The sequence below is a fragment of the Falsibacillus albus genome (assembly GCF_003668575.1).
Taxonomy (GTDB): Bacteria; Bacillota; Bacilli; order Bacillales; family DSM-25281; genus Falsibacillus; species Falsibacillus albus.
Map to the genome: position 1 here is coordinate 300 of NZ_RCVZ01000023.1, position 22,313 is coordinate 22,612.

The following is a 22,313-nucleotide window of genomic DNA, read 5'->3' on the forward strand; positions in this document are numbered from 1 at the left end:
CACTTCTTCTCTCAGAAGCGACTTTACTAATTTACCATGCTGGTAAGTGAAAGTCAACAACTTTTTTTGAAGTTTTTGTGAATGTTTCGCTCGTCTGTTGCGACGATGTTTATAATACTACCACCATAAACTTGGACCGTCAACGATTTTTTAAAAATTATTCATGTAAAACGAAATATAGTAAAAAAAGCCCACAAACCTCAGAAGGGTTTGTGGGCTTTTGGTCACAAGAATTATTTGATTGTAATGATATCTTCTTGTTTGAGATCTACTTTTCCTTCTTTATTAATTACGATTTGCTCGCCTTCATTCAAGTTTGTGAAGACAACAGGTGTAATGATTGAAGGAGCATTTTCCTTGATGTAATCAAGGTTTACTTTCAATAATGGCTGTCCAGCTTCGACAGTGTCTCCTTCAGCTACAAGAGTTTCAAAGCCTTCGCCTTGAAGTTTCACTGTATCGATGCCGACATGGATCAAGATTTCGCGTCCAGCCTCAGATTCGATGCCGATTGCGTGTTTTGTCGGGAATAGGTTTACGATTTTTCCGTTTACCGGAGATACAATCGTACCTTCTTCAGGAACGATCGCAAAGCCGTCTCCCATCATTTTTCCGGAGAATACTTGGTCCGGAACTTCAGTGATGGATTTCAATTCCCCTTTGATTGGAGAAATGACTTTTTCATCCTTAGGATCCACTTCGGATTGAAGTGCCTCTGGATTCAGTTCTTCAATTTCGTGCTGTACTTCTTCTTCAGGATCAGGTTTTACTGCTGCTCTTGGTCGTTTTCCTTCAATAATATCTTTCATTTGTGACTTAATGGTATCGGATTTCGGACCAAAGATCGCTTGTACGTTGTTTCCAACTTCAAGCACTCCAGCTGCACCCAATTTTTTCAGGCGGTTTTTATCAACATTTTTAATATCATTTACTGAAATACGTAGACGTGTAATACATGCATCCAAGTGGCTGATGTTTTCTTTGCCTCCGAATGCTTCAAGAATATCATATGGAAGGTCGCTTGATGGAGCCGCAGTTCCTTCTTCATCGTCAGTCGTATCTTCACGGCCAGGAGTTTTCAGGTTGAATTTACGGATGGCAAAACGGAACCCGAAATAGTAGATAACCGCAAAGACCAAGCCTACAGGAATTACTAACCACCAGTGAGTCTGCGGGTTAAGTACTCCAAATAGAAGGAAGTCGATCAGACCGCCTGAGAAAGTCATACCGATTTTAACATCCAATAGGTGCATGACCATGAATGATAAACCAGCGAAGATAGTATGGATACCGAATAATACTGGTGCAACGAATAAGAATGAGAATTCAATCGGTTCTGTGATACCTGTCAAGAATGATGTTAATGCTGCAGATCCCATGATACCTGCAACGAACTTTTTGCGTTCCGGTCTTGCTTCATGGTAAATCGCAAGAGCCGCCGCCGGAAGACCGAACATCATGAACGGGAATTTACCTGTCATGAATGTACCTGCAGTCAAGTTCTTCACGCCGTCTTTAACCTGCGCCATGAAGATCGCTTGGTCCCCGTGTACGATTTGTCCAGCTGCATTTTTGTAAGAGCCGAATTCGAACCAGAATGGTGCATAGAAAATGTGATGAAGTCCAAAAGGAATCAATGCACGTTCTACGACACCAAAGATGAATGCCGCAAGCGTCAGGTTGGAATTCAACATATTTTCAGAGAAGTTGTTCAGGCCTGTTTGGATCGGCGGCCAGATGATGATCATAATAAGACCCAATACAACCGCACTGGCTGCTGTTGCAATTGGAACGAAACGTTTTCCTGCAAAGAATCCTAAGTAAGAAGGAAGTTCAATTTCAAAGAATTTATTATACATATAAGCAGCGATGATCCCGAGGATGATACCTCCGAATACCCCTGTCTGCAATGTAGGAATCCCTAAAACGCTTGCAAATTCCGGATGACCTTTCAAATCACCGGCTTCGATGCCAAGGGCTGTCCCCATTGTGACGTTCATAATCAAGAAGCCTACAATTGCCGCTAGTCCGGCAACACCTTCACCACCGGCAAGCCCGATGGCTACACCTACTGCAAATAGAAGTGCTAAGTTGCTGAAAATGATTCCGCCTGCATCTTCCATGACGGATGCAATCATGACAATGATGTGATTGTTAAGGAATGGCGCAAGTTCAGTCAATGTCGGGTTTTGCAACGCATTACCCAGTGCAAGCAGAATCCCTGCCGCTGGTAAAATCGCAACTGGAAGCATTAATGCTTTACCGACTTTTTGCAAGACGCCAAAAGCTTTTTTAAACATTTGGTTTACCTCCTGAATAGTGTTAATTTGCTAAATCAATATAGTGCTGCAAACGTAAAAAAGGCATGAGGAAAGAAGATAGTAAAATGCTTATAGAGATAGAGTACCCCTAATTTTGCATTTCATTTATCTTCCTTACTCATGCCTGATCGTATCAGTAACACGTAAGAAAATGATAGCTATTTGATTTTGTTTTGTATCCGCTGCAGATGCATGGTTAAGTAAACAGCCTCAGCATCATATACAGGTTTCTTCAACGTTTGCTGCATCATTTTGACCAGCTTCCAAGAAAGATTGTAGCACATAGGATACTCTTCTTTCAATAGGGAAGCGATCTTTTCTGGCTCTTCCACTTTTTCCCCATTCAATACGCGCTCAATTGTGTACCGGATATGGCGGACGAGCCGCATGTAATCCACACTTTCTTTATTCAGCGGAATCTCGAATTGATCCTCAATCGTTTCGATCAATCTTGAAATCAGCTGGGAATGCTGGTTGATCTCAGATAAATCCTTATTGACCATCGAGCTGTGGATATGGAGAGCGATGAAGCCGATTTCTCCTTCGGGGAGGTCCACATTCGCCGTTTCGTTGATAAGCTGAACCACTTCCCGGGCCACTTCATATTCAAATGGGTATAGTGCTTTCGTTTCGACTAAGAACGGATTTCGGATTGACATCCCTCGCATGAGTCGTGTAATGGCAAACATGATATGATCGGTCAACGCTACGTGAATATGCTCGTTCAAAAAGGAGTTTGTCCGCTTCCTGATCAGTTCAATGGAGGAAATGATGACATCCAGCATATCTTCATCCAAATATGGAAGAAGCTTTTTATACTGTTCCTGTTCTTTCGCTCCTTTCAGGACAAAGGTTTTCTCAACGGAGGAATCATCGATGGGATCATCCTTTTTCCTGCCGAAGCCAATCCCCTTCCCGATCAAGACGACTTCATCACCATTTGAAGCAGAGGCAATGAGGACGTTGTTGTTAAGTAATTTTTTTACGTTAAATTCAGACATAATTCTTTTCTCCCTGATTCGACATATTTCGACCATGACCATCATCCTTATATTTTAGCGAAGAATGCATTGATTATCAATTGGAATCGCTCTCAATTTCACATGTAAAAAAAAGGCTGTCCCTACAACCGTTGCAGGGACAGCCTTCAGCCGCGCTTCTACGCCAAAAATACAAAGTACAAAATAAAGATGACGAACAAGAAATACATGATCGGATTGATATCTTTCGCTCTTCCTTTAACGATCATTGTGATCGGATAAAAAATGAATCCGCATGCGATGCCGGTTGCAATTGAATACGTAAGCGGCATGGCAATGATCGTCAAGAATGCAGGAACCGCAATTTCGAATCGTTTCCAGTCGATTTCACCAATCGTAGAAACCATCAACACCCCGACAATGATCAATGCTGGAGCCGTCACGTACGGTGTGATGACCGAAAGCAGCGGGAAGAAAAACAATGACAAGATGAAGAATCCTGCTGTAACGACAGAAGCAAAGCCGGATTTCGCCCCAGCTGCCACTCCTGCCGAAGATTCGATATAGGAAGTCGTCGTGGAAGTCCCCAAAACCGCTCCCACAACTGTCGCACACGAGTCGGCAAGAAGCCCTTTCCCTGCTCTAGGCAAAACATTGTCTTTTAAAAGGCCAGCTTGATTCGCTACTGCTACCAGCGTTCCCGCTGTATCAAAGAAATCAACAAACAAGAAAGTTAATATGACAACCAGCATTTGAATGGTAAACACATGACCAGGATGATGAATGAAGTTATCGATTGCAACACCAAATGTCGGTTTAATGCTTGGGACGGAATCAACGATTTTATGCGGAACATCGATAAGACCGAAGAACATGCCGACAATCGATGTGACGACAATCCCGATGAAAATTCCGCCTTTCACCCCGCGTGTCATTAACACTACAGTTAAGATAAGACCAAAAATCGCAAGCAGTGTGTTTCCAGAAGTTAAATCACCAAGTCCAACCAACACTGCATCATTATTGACGATTATGCCCGCGTCTTGGAACCCGATAAATGTAATGAAAAGTCCGATTCCCGCTCCAACCGCAAATTTCAGTTCGGCAGGAATGGCATTGATGATTCTTTCACGAATTCCAGACAGTGTCAAAAGAATAAAAATAAGTCCTGAACATAAGACGCCGGATAAAGCTGTCTGCCATGGAATTCCGTATGTCAAAATGACTGTGTAAGCAAAGAATGCATTCAAGCCCATTCCCGGTGCCAATGCGATTGGATACTTCGCCAACAGCCCCATCAACAGCGATCCGATTGCCGCTGCGAGCGCTGTTGCTACGAAAACAGCTCCATAATTCATTCTCATTGCATCCGGCAAGTCCTTCACAGAAGACAATGAAAGGGTCAATGGATTGACTGCCAATATATAAGCCATCGAAAGAAACGTAGTCAGGCCCCCGATAAACTCGCGGCGATAATTAGTACCGAGTTCTTCAAATTGAAAAAACTTCTTCATGCTGTGTTCTCCCTCCAAAAACATCACGTCGTTACCTTAATAAGAAAAGCTCCAAACGATTCACACCGTTTGGAGCTTTGACTGAAAGGATTAGGGTAAAAGGATGTGCATTCTGAAAAGAACACAAAACCTTTATCCGAAATACCTCGTAGTCAAGCCATTTACGGCAGCTTGGTAGAAACTTTTGGGCCATATCCCCAATATTATACGACGTAATCAATGTTTTTATTAAATTCTATCGTTAGTTTATCAGCCATTAGGCCTATCGGTCAACCCTAAAACCGAACATTTTTATAAAAAAATTAACGAACGTTCGTTTACCGAGTTTATTCCCACTCTATCGTCGCAGGCGGCTTGCTTGTCACATCATACACGACGCGGTTGATGTGATCGACTTCATTGACGATTCTTGTAGAGATTTTCTCCAATACATCCCACGGGATCCTTGCCCAATCGGAAGTCATCCCATCAATCGATGTAACGGCGCGGATGCCGATTGTGTAGTCGTAGGTCCTTGCATCACCCATGACCCCTACACTGCGGATGTCAGGCAGTACCGTAAAGTATTGCCAGATGTCGCGGTCGAGTCCCGCTTTTTTGATTTCATCACGCAGGATCGCATCCGATTCACGGACAATTTCAAGTTTCTCTTCACTGATCGCGCCCAACACGCGGATTCCCAACCCAGGTCCCGGGAATGGCTGTCTCCAAACAATGTCATCCGGGATGCCGAGTTCAGATCCAAGCGCACGCACTTCATCCTTGAAAAGGGTATTCAGCGGTTCGATCAACGTAAACTGCATATCCTCAGGAAGTCCGCCTACATTATGATGGGACTTGATCGTTTGCGCTGTGGCTGTGCCACTTTCGATAATATCCGTATAAAGCGTTCCTTGTGCAAGAAAATCGATGCCTTCCAGTTTAGTGGCTTCATCATCGAACACATAAATGAACTCGTTGCCGATGATCTTTCGCTTCTGCTCAGGATCGGATACACCTTCCAGCTTGGTCAAGAAACGGTCCTTTGCATCGACCTTGATGACGTTCATGTTAAAGCCGTCACTGAATGTCTTCATGACACTGTCTGCTTCCCCTTTGCGCAATAAACCATGATCGACGAAGATACAAGTCAGCTGATCACCGATTGCCTTATGAATCAATACGGCAACAACGGATGAATCAACACCTCCGCTCAACGCGCACAATACTTTGCGATCGCCGACAGTTTGGCGGATTTTCTCCATTTCTATTTCAATGAAATTTTCCATCGACCACTGATCTTTACATTCACAGACTCCGAAAACGAAATTCTTTAACATATCATTTCCATAGACGGAATGGCGGACTTCAGGGTGGAACTGAACAGCATAAAGATTTTTCGATTCATTGCTCATGGAAGCGATCGGACAGGAAGGATTTGTGGCATCGACCGTAAAGCCTTCCGGTGCTTTCACCACTAAATCGCTATGGCTCATCCAAACGACCTGCTCTTCCGGAAGACCCTCGAACAAGGCTGATTTGTTTTCGATGTTCATTGTCGCCTTGCCATATTCGCGATGCTTCGCTCTTTCGACTTTTCCATCAAAGTGCTTGGTCATCAGCTGCATGCCATAACAAATGCCAAGAACGGGAATCCCCATTTCAAAAATGCGTTCATCACATGAAAAGGCATTGTCGCCATATACGCTATTCGGGCCACCTGAGAAAATGATGCCTTTCGGGTTCATTTCCTTGATTTCTTCGACTGTGATTGTATGGGGATGAAGCTCACTGTACACCCCAAATTCACGAATTCTGCGAGTGATTAATTGATTGTACTGACTTCCAAAATCTAAAACAACGATCATTTCCTGATTTTGCAATTCTGCTTTTCCAGTCAAAACGTTCACCTCAAGTTTCAATGATTATTGGAGCATATACGGTTTGCAGCCAAAGATATTTCTTTAGTTTGTCCATCCTTTATAAAACCAATAAAAAAACTGGAATTCTGCTCCACAATAAAATAAGAAGACAGAATTCCAGTTTGAATAAGAGAAAATGAAAAGAATTTCTGCCTTCATAGTCAGGTCATTTAAGGTGACCCGGTAGAGACTTTCGAACCATATTATCGAGGATATACGAAGGACTGCATCGAGGGCAAAAACACATCCCTCACCGCACACTATTATTTTTTCTCATTTTATACTTGATGATGGGAGGCGGTCAACCCGTTGTCTTTTTAATTAAATTTTCCCACAATTTACGGGATTCGCTCCAGTCGGCCGCTTTCGGATCCTGTCGATACAGAACCCTTTCATAGAGGGCTGTGAGCCGCGACATTTCCCTTGTTGAATAGAATGAATCGATATATCTGGCATAACTTCTCAATGTTTGTCCATCATCCATCTTCAAACCGGACCGATCGAGTTGCTTCAATAGTGAAAGATATGCATTCGTGAAGACTTCATCACCGGTTTTCCGGCGGTAGCGCAGAACGAGCACATGCGGAATCCACCGGCTCCTCGTCCTGAAGATGCCCCATCCAATCGCTGCCACGAAAAGAATGCTGATCATGGTCCATCCCCAGTGCATCTTGAAGAACTCTTTTATATTGCCCCATAAGTCCTTGATCGAAAAGCCGTCGCTGCTATTGGAAGCCTGGTCCTGCAATGGCTTTTTCTCAGGTTTCTTCGGCTGCTGGTCCTCTTTTTTCACAGGAGGCGGAGTGCTTGATTTATCAATATCCTGATCGTATTTATAGTCGACGTTGTTGTCAAAGCCTTTCGTCGGCTCGAACGGCACCCATCCTACCCCTGGGAAAAAGGCTTCCACCCAGGAATGGGCATCATTATTGGTCACTTCATAAGCAGAAATATTCCCCGTATCGGAATACTTATATTCCCCCGAAGTGTACCCCTTCACCCAGCGGGCAGGGATCCCGATGGACCTCAAAAGGACCACCATGGAAGAAGAAAAGTTATCGCAATATCCATGGTTGTTTTCAAATAAAAATTGATCGACATAATCTTGGCCATCTCTTGGAATCGTCACATTTACTTGATCATAGACAAATTCAGGCTTTTTGAAATACTGTTCGATGGCTTTTGCCTGATCGAACCAATTGTCCTTCCCTTTCGTAATCGTCTTGGCAAGCTCCTCCACCCTTGGAGGCAAACTGTCGGGAAGCTGAGTGTACCGGTCTAGAAAGTCCTTATCCCCTTGATCAGCCGGATCGAATGATGATGCATTTGCCGCTTTCATGTTCTTCATGCTGTATTGAGGATCCTTGTAGCTGACCGAATAGGTCTGAAGCTTGAAAGGCTGGGCGTTTTTATACGCCACCAATTTTTCTGTGACGTTGTTAAAATGAAACTCCTCGCCGTCGTTGCCCTGAACCTTCATGATCCCATAAGGCTGGACTACGTGAGTGTAAGGGATCTGGTATAAAAGCTGAGCCTTTTCATCTGGACGATCAGGATAAAGGGCTTCGTTAGCCGTTGGAACAAGCTCCCCCGATTTCACGATCATTTCCTCCTGCGGGGTATCCGACAGTTCCCATCCCTTCCCTGTATAGACGTCCTTCGTTTCGATTTTCCAATAATGCTTCGATGTATCCTTTGCGGTGAAGACGACTGTATTGTCCCCAATGAAGGGTCCGCCCAGATTGGAGTCATCCGTACCATAGCCAATCTTGGAAATTCCGGCCCCGCTGCCTTCTCCGGCACCTTCAGTATAAGATTTCAAGAACGGAACAGGATCTGGCCATATCGGATCTGCTTTAGGCGCAGCATATGCAATGACTGCACTTCCTCCCACCATGATCGATAAAGGGACCAGCCATCTTTTCATTTGCAGACGCTGATGGTGGAGCGCTTCTTTTTCCATCAGACGGCTGAAGAATAAAATTCCCAATAAGACGAAGCCGATGATAATGATCCTTATGATGGCGTATTTCGCTTCATATGGGGAAAAAGTGTCCAACACGGTGATGTACACGATCGTTAAAAAATAAAAAATAAAGATTTTTTTCCTGACCATGAGCCAGTAATGAAGCAAGTAGGCCATCAGCCACAACAGGACAAAAAAGAGCAGACTCCTGAATAAATCCGATAAGTGATACCAATCTTGATGAATCAAGAGACTCAGGTTGTGAAAGAAATCCTGAAAGAAATATTCCAGCCAGGCCAGGCTCAACACCGACCCTTGGAAGAATAAAAGGTGAAGCGTAAATAAAACATAGGCAGCCTTCACTGCTGCAGATATCCATGCGTTCACTTGGAAAAAGGAGAGCAGCAAGCATAGGATGATGAAAAACAAAAAGCGTTCGATATTTCCAGTCGGCGTGAGTTCTTCAATCGGCCGAAGCCACTCCCATAATAATAAGAAACCTAGGAAATACAACACGGTGCCATATAAACTTTTCATTTTGAGATGATCGCTCATGCCCGCTTCACCTCCTTGAATGCATCAACAAACTCATTTTCAAGCAATGCCCTGACCCAAATCCCCCTTGCGGATGCCATTTCGCGCCAGTTCAACTCTTCCGGTGAGAGCGGCTGGTTTTGGGAACGAATCACGAATAATGCGACAACCCCTCTTCTTTTTGCATGGGAGCTCGCACTCTCGATTACTTCCTGGGTCAGCTTGGACGTGATCACGATCATCGTTACTGCCTGCTGAAAATAGCTGACTTCCTCCGTCAACACTTTTTCCAGCGGAAAAGGGCTGTCTCCAGCTACCTTAGCCAAATGGTAGAATAATTGCTGGCGCTGATAGTCCCCGCCCCTGATTGGAAAAGATGTCGGATCCTTCCCCATGGAAATCATACCGACCTGTGCGTTCCGCCGCAAAATCGCCCTTGTAATCGAAGCGGTAAACTTGACCATCAATTCAAAGCTTTCACTTGGACTGCGGTCAAGCACAATCAGGACATCATGTGATTCTTTTTCCTCGAATTCTTTCGTCATGATCGTATTGGTTTTGGCCGTCGCTTTCCAGTGCACCCATGAAACCCGGTCTCCTGGCTGGTATTCCCTGATGCCGGATACCATTGAAGTATCCTTTTGAAGCTTGACCTTGGAAGAAGTCATCCCCTGATCGTAGCGGCTTTCGAGCGAACGGTACATCATATCGATATAAGCAGGATAAACGAGGATTTCCGCTTTGCTTTTAATGAAAGCTTCCTTTTCGATCAAACCGATGGCATCTGCCGTCTTCAAGCGGACATTCGTGAGAAAATGCTCGCCCCTCGGAATCTCTTTAATGGTATAGACAAATTTGCTTTCTCTTTTAAATCCCGGAAAAAGAACGATCTTCCTGTCTGATTTCGGAAATGCATACTGCAAGGATTCGGGCATGACATCCTCCACAACCAAGAAAAAGAGCGGAAAAGGAATGCGTCTTTTTAAATGGATGGTGACTGTCAGCGAGTCGCCCGACCTGAGGTCCCCGTGTTTATCCATCATCCGCTCAACTTCAATATCCGCTAAAGGATAGAAAGCGAGCAGAACGGAATAAACCCCGAATGGCAGAAAGCTGTAGAATAGAAACCAGCTGACAAACCCGCCTTGAAACATTGAATATGAAAAAGCAAGTCCAAGAAAAACAAAAAGAAGGATGGTTTTAAATAAGGACTTGATCCATTGCCATGTCCGTTTCATCTTACCTCACTGCCTTTTGTACAGGGATCGGGATGCGCGATATGACGGTATTCACAATTTCTTCCGTTGTGATCCCTTCATATTTTGCCTCCGATTTCAGAATGATCCTGTGCGAGAAGACATACGGTGCCAAATATTGAATATCATCCGGAATGAGATAGTCGCGGTTATGAAGGAACGCATATGCCTGAGCGGCTTTCATCAATGCAATCGATCCACGCGGGCTTGCCCCTAAATAGACATTTGCATGCGTCCTTGTCCTTCTGGCAATTTCCACGATGTATCGTTTGATCGTGTCATCGACAAACACTTCTTTAATTTCTTTTTGGATGGCACGAAGTTCATCGATCGTCATGACCGCTTGAAGATCCTCAATCGGAGGAACCTTCTGCGCCCTAGTCAGAACTTCCATCTCCTCCTCCATTTCTGGATAGCCCATTTTCATCTTCAAAAGGAAACGGTCAAGCTGTGCTTCAGGGAGCGGATAAGTTCCTTCATATTCAATCGGGTTCTGAGTCGCCATAACAAAGAATGGTTTATCGAGTTTATGGGTGACACCATCCATCGTGATGCTGCTTTCTTCCATACCTTCCAATAAGGCAGATTGTGTTTTAGGTGAAGTTCGGTTGATTTCATCGGCCAGGATGATGTTTCCCATGATCGGGCCCGGCCTGAATTGAAATTCCATGAGTTTTGGATTATAAATGGAGACGCCGATGACATCGGAAGGAAGTAAATCTGGGGTGAATTGGATGCGCTTGAAGGCGGCACTGATGGACTTGGCAAGCGCACGGACCATCATTGTCTTTCCGACGCCCGGCACATCCTCTAGCAGCACATGGCCTTCCGCCAGTATCGCCACAAGGCTCAGCTCGGCAATCTTTGTTTTTCCGATCATGACTTTATCGATATTATCAATCACTTGCTTTAACTTCGGATGATAGCTCTCATTCATGTATGATTCCCCCTGCAAATTGCTGTGTAATATTTTTCTCTAACCTTACATATATTCTCGAATCCAAAAAGAAACTCCTCCAAAAACCCTAAAAAAGTTGTCGAGCCCTGTACCTTTGGTGACAGGCACCGCGGTGCCTGTCACCAAGGTTTTGTCTAGTTTTGTCGACTGGCCGATATTTGGGTGATTCCGACCGATATATTGGATTTTAGACCGATAAATCGATGGATTTGACCGATATATTCAATATTAGACTGATAAAGCTACACATTGGGCCGATATGAGCTCGCCAGTCCTCATATCACCGCTTATATGACCGCTCATCTGACGATACCGATGGACATATCACGCTAAACAGCGCAAAATCGATAAAAATCCGGCTGTAAACCGCAAAAAATCCGGGAACAAAAACCGCGTTCCCGGATTCCATCGGCATTACTTCCAGAAATCATCAAAAATCGTAATTGGCATGTGGCGCTTATGCTGTGTTTTCAAGTAGTGAGACTTGATGGTCTTGCTTGCTTCTTCCCCGACATCCTTGCCTTCAAGGAAATCATCGATCTGATCATACGTCACGCCAAGTGCACTTTCATCAGGCAGCTGTGGACGGTCTTCCTCCAAATCGGCTGTCGGCTTTTTCAAATAAAGATGCTCCGGGCAGCCAAGCTCCTTCAACAGCATCTTGCCCTGTCTTTTATTCAAACGGAAGATCGGCACAAGGTCAGCTCCCCCGTCGCCGTACTTCGTATAAAATCCGGTCACCGCTTCAGCTGAGTGGTCTGTTCCAAGCACTACGCATTGATTCATGGCCGCTACACTGTACTGCACCTTCATGCGCTCCCTTGCCTTTTCATTCCCCTTGACGAAATCGGAAAGCTCCACGCCGACTTCCTTCAATGTCGCCACACTGGCATCGACGGCCGGCTTCACGTTCACCGTCAGCACCTTCGTCGGCTGAATGAAATCAATCGCATCCTGGCAGTCATCCTCATCCTTTTGAACTCCATATGGCAGGCGGATCGCGATGAACTTGTATTCGTCGCTGCCGTTTTCCTCGTTCAGCTCATTGATCGCCGTTTGTGCAAGCTTGCCGGTCAACGTGGAATCCTGTCCACCCGAAATCCCGAGCACGAACCCCTTCAAAAAGCTGTTCTTAATCAAATACGACTTCAAAAAATCAACACTCTTGCGAATTTCCTCTTTCGCGTTGATTGTCGGCTGCACCATCATTTCTTCCACGATCTGCTTCTGCAAAGCGTCCATTCTTCCTATCACTCCTTGATTATCAATCGTCTAACTATGTAATACCCCTAGAATACCACTATTACCCATCCATTTCTATTATGGCTGATTTTGCTGAAATTTTTCCTCTAAAGCATTCATAGCATCCCCGTAGTTTTTTTCGTTTAAACTTTGCAGGTAGGATTGGAGCTGCTTCACTTCATTATCTATCCAATCATGGTATTTTTTGTTTTTCTCTTTTAAATATTGATAGGACTCATCACTGATTTTCTTCTTTTCCTGAAGATAATTAAGATAGAGAAATACATTCATCCGTTCCTGCGACGCCATCAAGCCTTCGTTCTGCGTATAACTGAAAATTTTAATGGTATTATCAAGTTTTTGGACCTTAAGTGAAGACTCGCCGCGCTTTTTCCAATCTGCCCATTTTTCCGCGAGATCGCTTAGCTTCTCCAGCTCGCTGCTCAACTCATTTTCATCTGAGACGTTTTTATAGATTCCTTTTGCCGCTTCCGCCATTTGCTTCAATTGGTTTTGGCCCTTGCTATCGATGTCAAAGCCAATGATGTTGATGATCGGAGATATATTCGAATGATAAAGGTCTTTTGCCGCTTTCACCGGATCATCGTCGCAAGTGGAAATTCCATCACTGACGAGGTAGACAATATTGGTATTGTCAGAACTGTCGAACGCGGACATGTCTTTATTCGCTTGCTTCAGCGCCAATGCAGTCGGCGTCCATCCCGTCGGCTGAGCTTTTCCTAGAGCGGTTTGGAAATCTTCTTCTCTATATGTACTAATTGGGTACAATATGTCACTGCTGCTGCAGGAAACTTCCTTATCAGAATCTGCGTTACTTCCTTTGTTCCCATATACGCGAAGCCCAACCTTGGCACCTTTCGGCAGCTTCTTCACAAACTCATGAATAGTCTTTTTCGCCGCATCCATTTTGGAGACTCCATTCACTTTTTGCGCCATGCTTCCTGAAGAATCCAGGATGATCTCTACATTCAGATTGTCTTTAAACTGATAGCGGGTGTCCTTAAACTCAGGACTTCCGATTGCTTGAAACCTCAATTGCCTGACTGCCTCTTCGGGTCCTTTGAAGCCCTTTTGAAACTTGCTTAATAGAAGTTCATAATCTCCATCCAATTCCTGATCAGACCGATCACCTGACATGTCCGGCAAGGAATCAAAAGAAGGAAGATCTGTTTTATATTCCTCTTTTGTCATAAAAGTGATAACTTTATCGGCATATTCCCCTACCGGTCGCTTGGCAAGTTCCTGATAGTTCGAAGGCAACGGAGCAACTTCAAATTCCTCTTCTTTATTTTGAATTTCACTATTAGCTGCTTGGCTGTCAGCTGGTGGCTCCTGTGTTTTTGCACTAGACCCTTTAGATTTAACGTCCCCGCTGCAGCCTGAGAGAGCGAGAAGGAATAGAAGCAGGGTTATGCTTGCTTTTAATTGACTTTTCATCATGCCTCTCCAATCTAATTATTTTCTCTTTGCTCCTGAACCGAAGGATTGCGGTCTCTTCTTTTGATGAAATCTTCATCAAGCGCAAAATAAAAGTTCTTTTCATAACGTTCAATCAGTTTTTGTACTAAGTTCTCAAATTCAAGCTTTATATTTTCAGTAATATCACCGAATGTTTATCTCCTGAAACACATCTGAATAACTACTATTTGTCAAAATATTGTTTTTTAAATACTCCCGAAAACTATAGTAACTTGCTGTATAATCTGTTTCTGCATAGTCATTTATTTTTTCTAACTTATTTTTCATGTATTCTTCTAACAAAATGAATTTATAAAAGACATCTTTCACTTCTTCATAAGAAAGATTATATGGTGTGTATAAAAAACTCCCATATAATTTAGAAGAAACTCTAAAAAAATGAGCCATTCGATAAACTTTATTTCCTTTGTGATATTCATATGGGAAAACTTCTACTCTTTCAAGGAATTTCTTATGCTTCTGTGCCAATAATGAAATATCAGAATGATTCATTTTTTCTACCCTCCTTTTATGAGAAGTGAACTCTACATATCCACCGTTTGCAGTCGAAGGATAGTAAACATTTCTTTATGCACCTTGATTTTGTTTTGACTGTATTTGCTGAATATGATTCTTTCTGATAGCGGGCAAAGCCAACCCCACTACCACTGCCGTAATTGGAATATGCCCATCACCGCCTAGCCACTCCAAAAGAGAAACAGGTACGAATATCACTTAGATAAATATCATTAAGAATAGATAGAATCGTCTCCAGCGTTTTTCTTTTTTTGACATAGTCATATCATCTCCTAGTTATCCCAAGACCATTTTAAGTTTAATTGGTCATCATATTCTGAGAGTTTTTCTAAAACTATTGATATACTCCCTCAAGGTATTTTAATTTTGGTCCGTACCCTTTCTGGGGGATGTCATCTCTAAAAAATTGAATGAATTTATGATCGGTAATTGATTCAAACGTAACCGTGGATTTCACTTCCAGCCTCCAATCTTCAGCGGAAAATTCAACCACTGTGTTTTGGGTATTGCCTTCATTTTGATCGATGATATCCTGAACAGCAGCGAGCACGCGATCCCCGATGTCCCCACTTTTAAAATGTTGGTCAAAGATATGTTTTAGACCTGGGTGGCTGTTGATTTTATCTGGAAGAATGTCATTTGCGGCCAATATATATGATTCTGATTCAGAATAGCCATTGCCAGTGTAATCATCCTGCTTCTCCTGAATTTGATCCGCTATGCTCTTGCCCCCATCTTCAAGTTTTTGAGGTGCTGAGAGCAGCAAATTGCTGTCAAACTCCTGAACGGCTTGCTTCGTCTCTTCCAAAAGAACAGCTGTACCTGCGATGGCCGCCTGTTCTGCAGATGTATTTGCCTGAATCTTGACTACGTATACTTTTGCAATGTTGATGACAATGACAAAGATCAAAGCTACTATTCCTAGCAGCCACAATAAGTAAAACACTGAATTTCCTTTTTCATTGTTTACATATTTCATGGAACCAGGACCTGTCCCGTAGCGGATTGTGTTAAGGAAAGAGAGGAAGAAGGCTTCCATTTATCAGGAATAAAAACAAGCATGTTTTCTGTGTAGAGAGTCAGCTTGAATTTGCCTGTTGAATTTAGGGGAGTGACTTCAATCTTTTTGTATTGAAGTACAGAGCTGTCGCCTATGGCTTCTATAGCTGTCTCCTTGGCTTGCTCCAAATCATTGGAGGCTGCCAAAACTTTAGCGGCATCGTTCACTGCCGATTTGGCGGTGAAAACTGCGTACCCGGACGCCACGACCTGCCAGAGAAGAAGGAAGAAAAGAAAGAAAAATGGAAGGATTCCTAGAAATTCAAAGCTCAATGCTCCCTTTTCGTTTTTGATGATTTTTTTAAGCAGCATGCGAATCTCTCCCAATTCCTTCTAGTCGATTCATTTTATATTGCAAATACCATACATGGAACAGTACGAGCATCCACGGTTTAAAAACTCCTTCATTGGTCTCCTCTTCAATCAAATCCTTCACCCTAAAAACTGAAAAGTATAATATTCCTAAGAAGTAGAATGAAATGATTGTATCGATGGAGTTAAAAAAAGAAAGGCCATAAGGTGTTAAAAATGCACTTCCAATAAAGTTAAATAGGAATGATAGGACTAGGTATATCGTGAATAGCCACCACCATTTGAAAGGTATATGATTTTTTTGATGAATACCATTGAAAGTCGATTTTCTATTCAAAAACCAATACCCCAAATAAATTCCCAATGTTATAAACGTTAAAAAGACTACTAGAGCTACATTGGACTTCTTAAATTGAATGTATCCTTGCTCTTTTAATGCGGCTTCCATGCTTTACACCTCTCAATCTGCCATTAAACAGTTATTGTGCGATATTTTAAAGTTAAATAAATATAGATTAAAGGTAAAATCAATGCGTTTAAAAATGCACGTAAAATAATATAAACAAACAAATTGTTATTAAACCCTTGAATCATATTTGAGATGGCTGACCAAACTAATAAATTTAGTGAAATAATAATAAGCAGATCAAGCAAAATGAAAATGTTATCTTTCAGAATAACCTTCCATGTTTGTTGAAGAACATCCTTAATTCTTTCTTGATCACTAAAAATAGGTATTAATAACAACATTGTTAGTCCTATGAATGTAGGTATAAATAATATTACTGACCCAATTGCAGCAAATAGGTAAAGAAAACAAGATGCAGCAAGAATTAAACCAATATTCTTTATAAAATAATTAAACAACTCACCGATATTATAGGAATTATCATTCATATCCCTCCAAGTCAAAAGAAAAAAAGGAGGAAAGATGAGCGTAAAGTTCAAAAGGATTAAGAATAATGCATACATATTTGAATATTGAATGTGATCATTTTGGTACAAGTAAGTTATAACAAAAAACAAAAAAATTGTTACAGGAAAAATAAGGAACACGGAAAGAATAATAATGTTAAAGATATTACGGTTATAGATATCAAGAACATCCCTAAGCATCTACACTCTCATTCCTTTTCCTCTGAATTTGCAAAACTATATAAGTGGTAATTAATGATGTTAAGGTGCTAAAAACTAGACTTTTATTTACGGCTTCTGGATTTGTGAGTATCTCGACTCCCATGAACCTACTTGCAAACCAAAAGTTTATTAGAGATAAAGTGATCGCGCCAATAAAACTTGCAAAGTATGGTGTAGCCCTATTCCATTTCGGAGATAAAACACCTAATGAAACATATGATGCTATGAACATCAAGACTACTGCTATTGTTATACTTAATGAATTAACCATTCCTATAACCAAAGAAATGATGATAGTCAATAATAAGGAAACACCCATTGCCTGTAATAATCCTTTTAAATTAAACATGAAGAACCCCCAACTTTTTACTTTTGCTTCTTCTTTTCAGGATCAATTAATAGTGCCCCAGAAATAAATGATAATAACATGCCGCATAGATAAGTGAATATTCCTACAGCGACAGCACTTGGATTGTGAGTGGTATAGTTATAACTTACAACTACCTTTCCCAGTCCTATTACTAAAAAGAACATTACAAATATATAGATGCCTAACTTACTTTTTATAGGATTTGATAATCCCACAAATATTGATTTTCCTAACATAATGGAACAAGTAGTAATCCCAATCCACAGTCCAATGCCTATCCACATTAAATAGGAGTTGGACAGTAATCTTATTAGAGGGATGGAGAAGTAATATGAAAAGGAAAGCAACATAACAAAAGAGAGTAAGGAAAAATATCTCTTACTGCGGCGGGAATGAACCCGCCACAATATAATAAATATGATTAATATCATCAAAGACACTATAATGTTTACTACTAGAAGTGTGTATGATTTTTGGGGTACAAAACTGCTTATCATCCCTAAAATAAATATTGAAAAAAAAGTTTTCAATATTTTACTATCTTTGAAGTTAACTGCTTGATCAACCATGAATTAAATTCCCCCAAAATGTTTTAATCCACTCATAAAATTATCGGCGAATTTTTTTGCACCTTTGGAAATTGTGCTTCCAACTTTTTTCGCTCCAGAAACGACACCATCATATCCCTTTTTAACAATGTTTCTTGCAGCATTTTTAATTCTTCGGCCTGTTGGTGTTCCATATATTAAATATGTTGACAATGCCCCGACCCCTAATCCTACGACAGCACCAACAGCTGTCCCAACACCTGGTATAGGAATGAACGATCCGACCATTGCCCCAGAAGCCGCACTTGACAGCATCGTACTAACGGCTGTAGTCCCTGCCCCGATTGCTACATCGGTAGTCAAATCCGCCGCAAAATCGGTAGATGCCAAACCTTTATCCTTTTTGGCACCAAATCCGTAATCATAAACCGAGTTAAAAGCCGTAAGTGCTAAGTTGACTGGACCATTAAATTTTTTTGCTACACTGATTTTTCGAAAATCTTTTGAAAAAATATTAAATCCTTCATTTAATGACTTTTTGGTCGACTGCATAATATTTTTAAAAGAAGAACCATTCAGGTTTTTGCCCTTCATAAATTCATTGTATCTTCCCTCGCCTATCCTTCTTGCATTCGGTCCAAAGTTTGTTTTCTTTCCATCAAAATTGTATTCTTTATACCTCTGATAAAACCAATTTGCCACTTTGTTATCGAGTTTATTCTTTCCATAGACAGCGTAATATGGGGCATCACCTAGCTTTTTAAAATTAAAACCAGCAATTGAAGAACTTACCCCTTGGGCAAATTTATCGACAAAGCCTAATCCATATGATTTAAAATCTTTGAATGCACCTATTACGTGGCCCATGAACCCTCGATCTCCGTTGGCTGATTTAATAAACAAACTATATGTCGGAGAGGATGGTTCACTATTATTTGCTGCATCACTGCCGCCTTTTCCTGAAATGTTTGAACCTGAGGCAGCATTTTTGCCCGAAGGGTTCTTTCCTCCCTCAACGGAATTACCGCCATTTAAATCATTCCCCGAATTTGATTTTCCACCTTGGATGTTTGATCCAGGGGCAGTGTTTTTACCACCATTAATGCCTTTTCCGTTCTGGTTTGTCTGGCCGCCGTTGATGCTTTTTCCATCTTGACTACCTTTTCCTCCGTTCAATCCCTTTCCTTCCTGAATCGCAGCTCCTCCTGTTATAGGATCTCCGCTTGTGATATCAGGAAAGATGAAATTGATATTTGAAGGCGTCGGCGGTGCATTTGGAATGATGAATATTCCAGTATTTGATAATGGATTCTTTTGAATAATGGGCTTTCCTGATGGCGTCATTGAATCAGTTTCGTAGCTTTTACCACCTTTGATGGCCGTTCCAGGTTGTATGACGTCTCCTGGAACAATGAATTGACCACCTGTTATCGGCTTCCCCGGCGTGTAAGTCTTTCCTGGGGTGATGGGTTTACCGGGCTTAATAAACGCAGCTGATGCAATGACCGGAAATGATGTCCAAAAGAGAAGGATGCAGATCAATGACAGGCACACCAGCTTATTTAACCGTTCCATTGGTACACCCCGATTCTATTGTTTATTTTTTTGATATTTGTCTTCGAGTTCTTTTATTGCTTCTGCATAATTCTTGTCGTTCATGCTTTTTAATTGTTCGTTGAACTTTTGAATTTCATCTCTTATCCACTGATGATATTCCCGATTTTTATCCTTTAAATATAGTAATGATTCACTCGACATTTTTTTATCTTCTTTCAGCATTGAAAGAATAATTCCTATTCTGGTCCCTTCATTTACAGCTTTCATTTCTTCTTCTGTGGTATAGCTGAATATATCTAAATTATTTTGCATGTGTTTGAGATCAATTTTCTGCGTGTTGTGTTTCTTCCAATCTTCCCACCGCTTTGCCAGATCATTAATTCTTTCAAACTCTTTTTGCAATTCATTTTCATCAGAAACTGTTTGATAAATTCCTTCAGTAGTATTCGCGATTTGTTGAAGCTGATTTTCACCCTTGCTGTCAACATCAAATCCAATCACATTAATAATGGGCGAAATATTTGAATCATAGAGTTGTTTCGCTGCTTTTATCGGATCATCATCACAAGTCGAAATCCCATCGCTGACAAGGTATACAATATTAGTGTTTTTATTTCCTTCGTAGTTAGTAAGGTCTTTTTGGGCTTGATTAAGTGCTAATGCTATCGGTGTCCAACCTGTTGGTTTAATCTTCCCTAATGCAGATTGAAATTGATTAGAGTCAAATGCTGATATGGGGTACATAACGTCACTGCTATTGCAGGATAACTGTTTATCTGAATCGGAATTGCTGCCTTTGTTGCCATAAACTCGGATTCCAACTTTAGCCCCTTTAGGTAGTTCTTTCACAAAGTTCATAATGGTCGATTTAGCCGTATCCATTTTTGAAGTCCCGTTAATTTTTTGTGCCATACTTCCAGAAGCATCTAAAATAATCTCTACATTTAAGTTGTCTTTAAATTGATATCGCGGGTCTTCTATCTCAGGACTGCCTATAGCTTCAAACTTTAATCTCTTTATTGCTTCTTCTGGTCCTTTATAATCTTGTTGGACCATTTTTAGCAGTTCATTATAAAACTGATCAAGTTTATTATGTGATGGATTGTCTTTTATGTCTGGTAATTTCGAGAAAGTGTTTACAACTTTTTCAGACTCATTCAATTTAGGGTCAATGTCAGCATGTTCACCCATCTTTAAACTTGCAAGTTCTGTATATGTGCTGGGTAAAGGCTGTGCATTTACCTCTCCATCTCCACTTGAAGGTGTGGAATTTTGGTCATCTGTTGGGTTACTTTTGTTCGTTTCACTCGTTTTCTGCGAATTATGCTGCTCATTTTTAGAATCATTCTTACTATCGCAGGCACCTAGTGCCAACAGCAATATTATTGTCACTGATAACATTCTTGTTGCGATCTTCACACATTCCCCTCCTCAACTAAACAAAAGAAATAAACATTAATCCCCAACCATTGTTGAAATTTTTGATATGATTTTGGTTATTATTTGACCAATTGATTCTTTACCATTACTTACAGCAGTCGAGATTATCCCCAATAATAGAATTAACAATGCAGCCAGTCCCAACCATTCTAGAGACTGTGCTCCTTTTTCGTTTTTCACAGGTGAAGTAAATTTTACATACAGTTCGATTAATTTGTTTTTCATGTTTTTACTCTCCTTATAGTTATTATTTTATGAAAATATATATCTACTTGAATAAATCAAGTAAACTCCTATTTTGGTTAAACATGTTAATGATCATTAAGCCACCAATTAATATAAGTGCGGATGGCATGACCAAAAAGGTCGTGATCAAGGTAACCTTTGGGGAGGCCTTGGCAGCTTTTTCTTTGATTTTTTCCTTCTTGATTTTCCGCATTTCTTCTGCTTGCTGTTTAAATGTATTTGAAATCGGGACTCCCAGTCGTTCACCTTGAATCAATGATTTGATGAGTATTTGAAACTCTTTGCTATCATTGCGTTTTAACAGAGTCCGATATGCTTCTGCACGAGGAACACCTACATCAATTTCTTGAATGAAGCGGCCAAACTCTTCTTTGATGGGCCCTGAAAAATATGGGACGATGTCCCGCAGCGCCTGGTCAAGTCCAACGCCCGCTTGCAGCGTAACACTCATCGTATCGAGAAAATCCGGTAGTTCATAGGAAATTTCCTCTTGCCTTTTTTTGGCCTTGCCCCTCAACCAGAAAATAGTTCCCGCAAAGCCCAACATAGGATAAATAATGACCGCTATCTGCGAGAATGGTAATCTCAGTATTAAACAGATCCCGCCGATGATGGCACCAATGACAAGCAAGAACATTTTTAACCCTTGAAACCTTTCAACTGTCAATTGATACGGGTAGCCTGCCTGGGTCAGCAGCTTCTTCACATCATCATCTTCACTGAAGAAGTTGATTCGCTGTCCTAGCGCTGAAAAGTCATCTGCGTATTGAAACATCTTCGAGATAAATTTTTCTTTTCGAGTCGCTTTTTTCTCAAAAGCATTATATATAAAAACTTTTTCCTCCATATCGGCTTTCAGCTCTTTTTTATTAATGAAAAAAAGATAATAGCTCCTAAGTGCAAGCCCTAAAAAAGCCAATGATAAAACGATAAAAATGACAATTAATCCGTCCACT

Annotated in this window: 20 protein-coding genes and 2 riboswitches; all 20 genes read right to left on the reverse strand. The window is 41.4% G+C overall.

The window, feature by feature from the left end; all coding sequences use genetic code 11:
* Positions 1-233: 233 nt before the first annotated feature.
* The gene (gene ptsG, locus D9X91_RS20855) at positions 234-2,300 is read right to left on the reverse strand and encodes a glucose-specific PTS transporter subunit IIBC (RefSeq protein WP_121682591.1); all 2,067 of its coding nucleotides are present in this window, start codon (positions 2,298-2,300) and stop codon (positions 234-236) included.
* 179 nt (positions 2,301-2,479) lie between these two features.
* Entirely contained in the window at positions 2,480-3,322 is an 843-nt protein-coding gene (gene glcT / locus D9X91_RS20860; protein ID WP_121682592.1) for a glucose PTS transporter transcription antiterminator GlcT, read from the reverse strand.
* A 158-nt stretch (positions 3,323-3,480) separates the two neighbouring features.
* Complete coding sequence (locus tag D9X91_RS20865; protein WP_121682593.1) at positions 3,481-4,815, reverse strand: NCS2 family permease; 1,335 nt, start codon at positions 4,813-4,815, stop codon at positions 3,481-3,483.
* 129 nt (positions 4,816-4,944) lie between these two features.
* Positions 4,945-5,046, reverse strand: a riboswitch (purine riboswitch).
* A gap of 95 nt (positions 5,047-5,141) precedes the next feature.
* Positions 5,142-6,695 (reverse strand): glutamine-hydrolyzing GMP synthase, encoded by a 1,554-nt coding sequence (gene guaA / locus D9X91_RS20870; protein WP_121682594.1) that lies wholly within the window; start codon positions 6,693-6,695, stop codon positions 5,142-5,144.
* A gap of 159 nt (positions 6,696-6,854) precedes the next feature.
* Positions 6,855-6,956, reverse strand: a riboswitch (purine riboswitch).
* A gap of 61 nt (positions 6,957-7,017) precedes the next feature.
* The gene (locus D9X91_RS20875) at positions 7,018-9,237 is read right to left on the reverse strand and encodes a DUF4129 domain-containing transglutaminase family protein (protein WP_121682595.1); all 2,220 of its coding nucleotides are present in this window, start codon (positions 9,235-9,237) and stop codon (positions 7,018-7,020) included.
* Positions 9,234-10,454, reverse strand: a complete 1,221-nt coding sequence (locus D9X91_RS20880) for a DUF58 domain-containing protein (RefSeq protein WP_121682596.1) — start codon at positions 10,452-10,454, stop codon at positions 9,234-9,236. The genes D9X91_RS20875 and D9X91_RS20880 overlap by 4 nt, the downstream gene beginning before the upstream one ends.
* A gap of 1 nt (position 10,455) precedes the next feature.
* Positions 10,456-11,409, reverse strand: a complete 954-nt coding sequence (locus tag D9X91_RS20885) for an AAA family ATPase (RefSeq protein WP_121682597.1) — start codon at positions 11,407-11,409, stop codon at positions 10,456-10,458.
* Between the two features lie 435 nt (positions 11,410-11,844).
* Positions 11,845-12,672, reverse strand: a complete 828-nt coding sequence (gene nadE / locus D9X91_RS20890; RefSeq protein WP_121682598.1) for an ammonia-dependent NAD(+) synthetase — start codon at positions 12,670-12,672, stop codon at positions 11,845-11,847.
* A gap of 78 nt (positions 12,673-12,750) precedes the next feature.
* Positions 12,751-14,130: a vWA domain-containing protein gene (locus D9X91_RS20895; protein WP_121682599.1), complete on the reverse strand. Its 1,380-nt coding sequence runs from the start codon at positions 14,128-14,130 to the stop codon at positions 12,751-12,753.
* A 165-nt stretch (positions 14,131-14,295) separates the two neighbouring features.
* Positions 14,296-14,664 carry a hypothetical protein gene (locus D9X91_RS20900; protein WP_121682600.1) on the reverse strand — a complete coding sequence of 123 codons (369 nt, stop codon included), beginning with the start codon at positions 14,662-14,664 and terminating at the stop codon, positions 14,296-14,298.
* Positions 14,665-15,022: 358 nt separating this feature from the next.
* Positions 15,023-15,634, reverse strand: coding sequence for a hypothetical protein (locus D9X91_RS20905; RefSeq protein WP_233569879.1), 612 nt, complete (start codon positions 15,632-15,634; stop codon positions 15,023-15,025).
* Between the two features lie 29 nt (positions 15,635-15,663).
* A complete protein-coding gene (locus tag D9X91_RS20910; RefSeq protein WP_121682602.1) occupies positions 15,664-16,059 on the reverse strand; it encodes a pilus assembly protein in 396 nt (131 codons plus the stop codon).
* Positions 16,049-16,507, reverse strand: coding sequence for a DUF4234 domain-containing protein (locus D9X91_RS20915; RefSeq protein ID WP_121682603.1), 459 nt, complete (start codon positions 16,505-16,507; stop codon positions 16,049-16,051). Before D9X91_RS20915 ends, D9X91_RS20910 begins: the two co-directional genes overlap by 11 nt.
* A 23-nt stretch (positions 16,508-16,530) precedes the next feature.
* Positions 16,531-16,956 (reverse strand): hypothetical protein, encoded by a 426-nt coding sequence (locus D9X91_RS20920; RefSeq protein ID WP_148709102.1) that lies wholly within the window; start codon positions 16,954-16,956, stop codon positions 16,531-16,533.
* Positions 16,957-17,167: 211 nt separating this feature from the next.
* Positions 17,168-17,545 (reverse strand): hypothetical protein, encoded by a 378-nt coding sequence (locus tag D9X91_RS20925; protein WP_121682605.1) that lies wholly within the window; start codon positions 17,543-17,545, stop codon positions 17,168-17,170.
* Between the two features lie 17 nt (positions 17,546-17,562).
* Complete coding sequence (locus D9X91_RS20930) at positions 17,563-18,135, reverse strand: hypothetical protein (RefSeq protein ID WP_121682606.1); 573 nt, start codon at positions 18,133-18,135, stop codon at positions 17,563-17,565.
* 3 nt (positions 18,136-18,138) lie between these two features.
* Positions 18,139-19,689 carry a hypothetical protein gene (locus D9X91_RS20935; protein WP_121682607.1) on the reverse strand — a complete coding sequence of 517 codons (1,551 nt, stop codon included), beginning with the start codon at positions 19,687-19,689 and terminating at the stop codon, positions 18,139-18,141.
* Between the two features lie 15 nt (positions 19,690-19,704).
* On the reverse strand, positions 19,705-21,090 hold the full coding sequence (locus D9X91_RS20940; protein WP_148709103.1) for a vWA domain-containing protein: 1,386 nt from the start codon (positions 21,088-21,090) through the stop codon (positions 19,705-19,707).
* Between the two features lie 36 nt (positions 21,091-21,126).
* Positions 21,127-21,336: a hypothetical protein gene (locus tag D9X91_RS20945; RefSeq protein WP_121682608.1), complete on the reverse strand. Its 210-nt coding sequence runs from the start codon at positions 21,334-21,336 to the stop codon at positions 21,127-21,129.
* Positions 21,337-21,379: 43 nt separating this feature from the next.
* Positions 21,380-22,312, reverse strand: a complete 933-nt coding sequence (locus tag D9X91_RS20950; RefSeq protein ID WP_121682609.1) for a type II secretion system F family protein — start codon at positions 22,310-22,312, stop codon at positions 21,380-21,382.
* Position 22,313 lies beyond the last annotated feature (1 nt).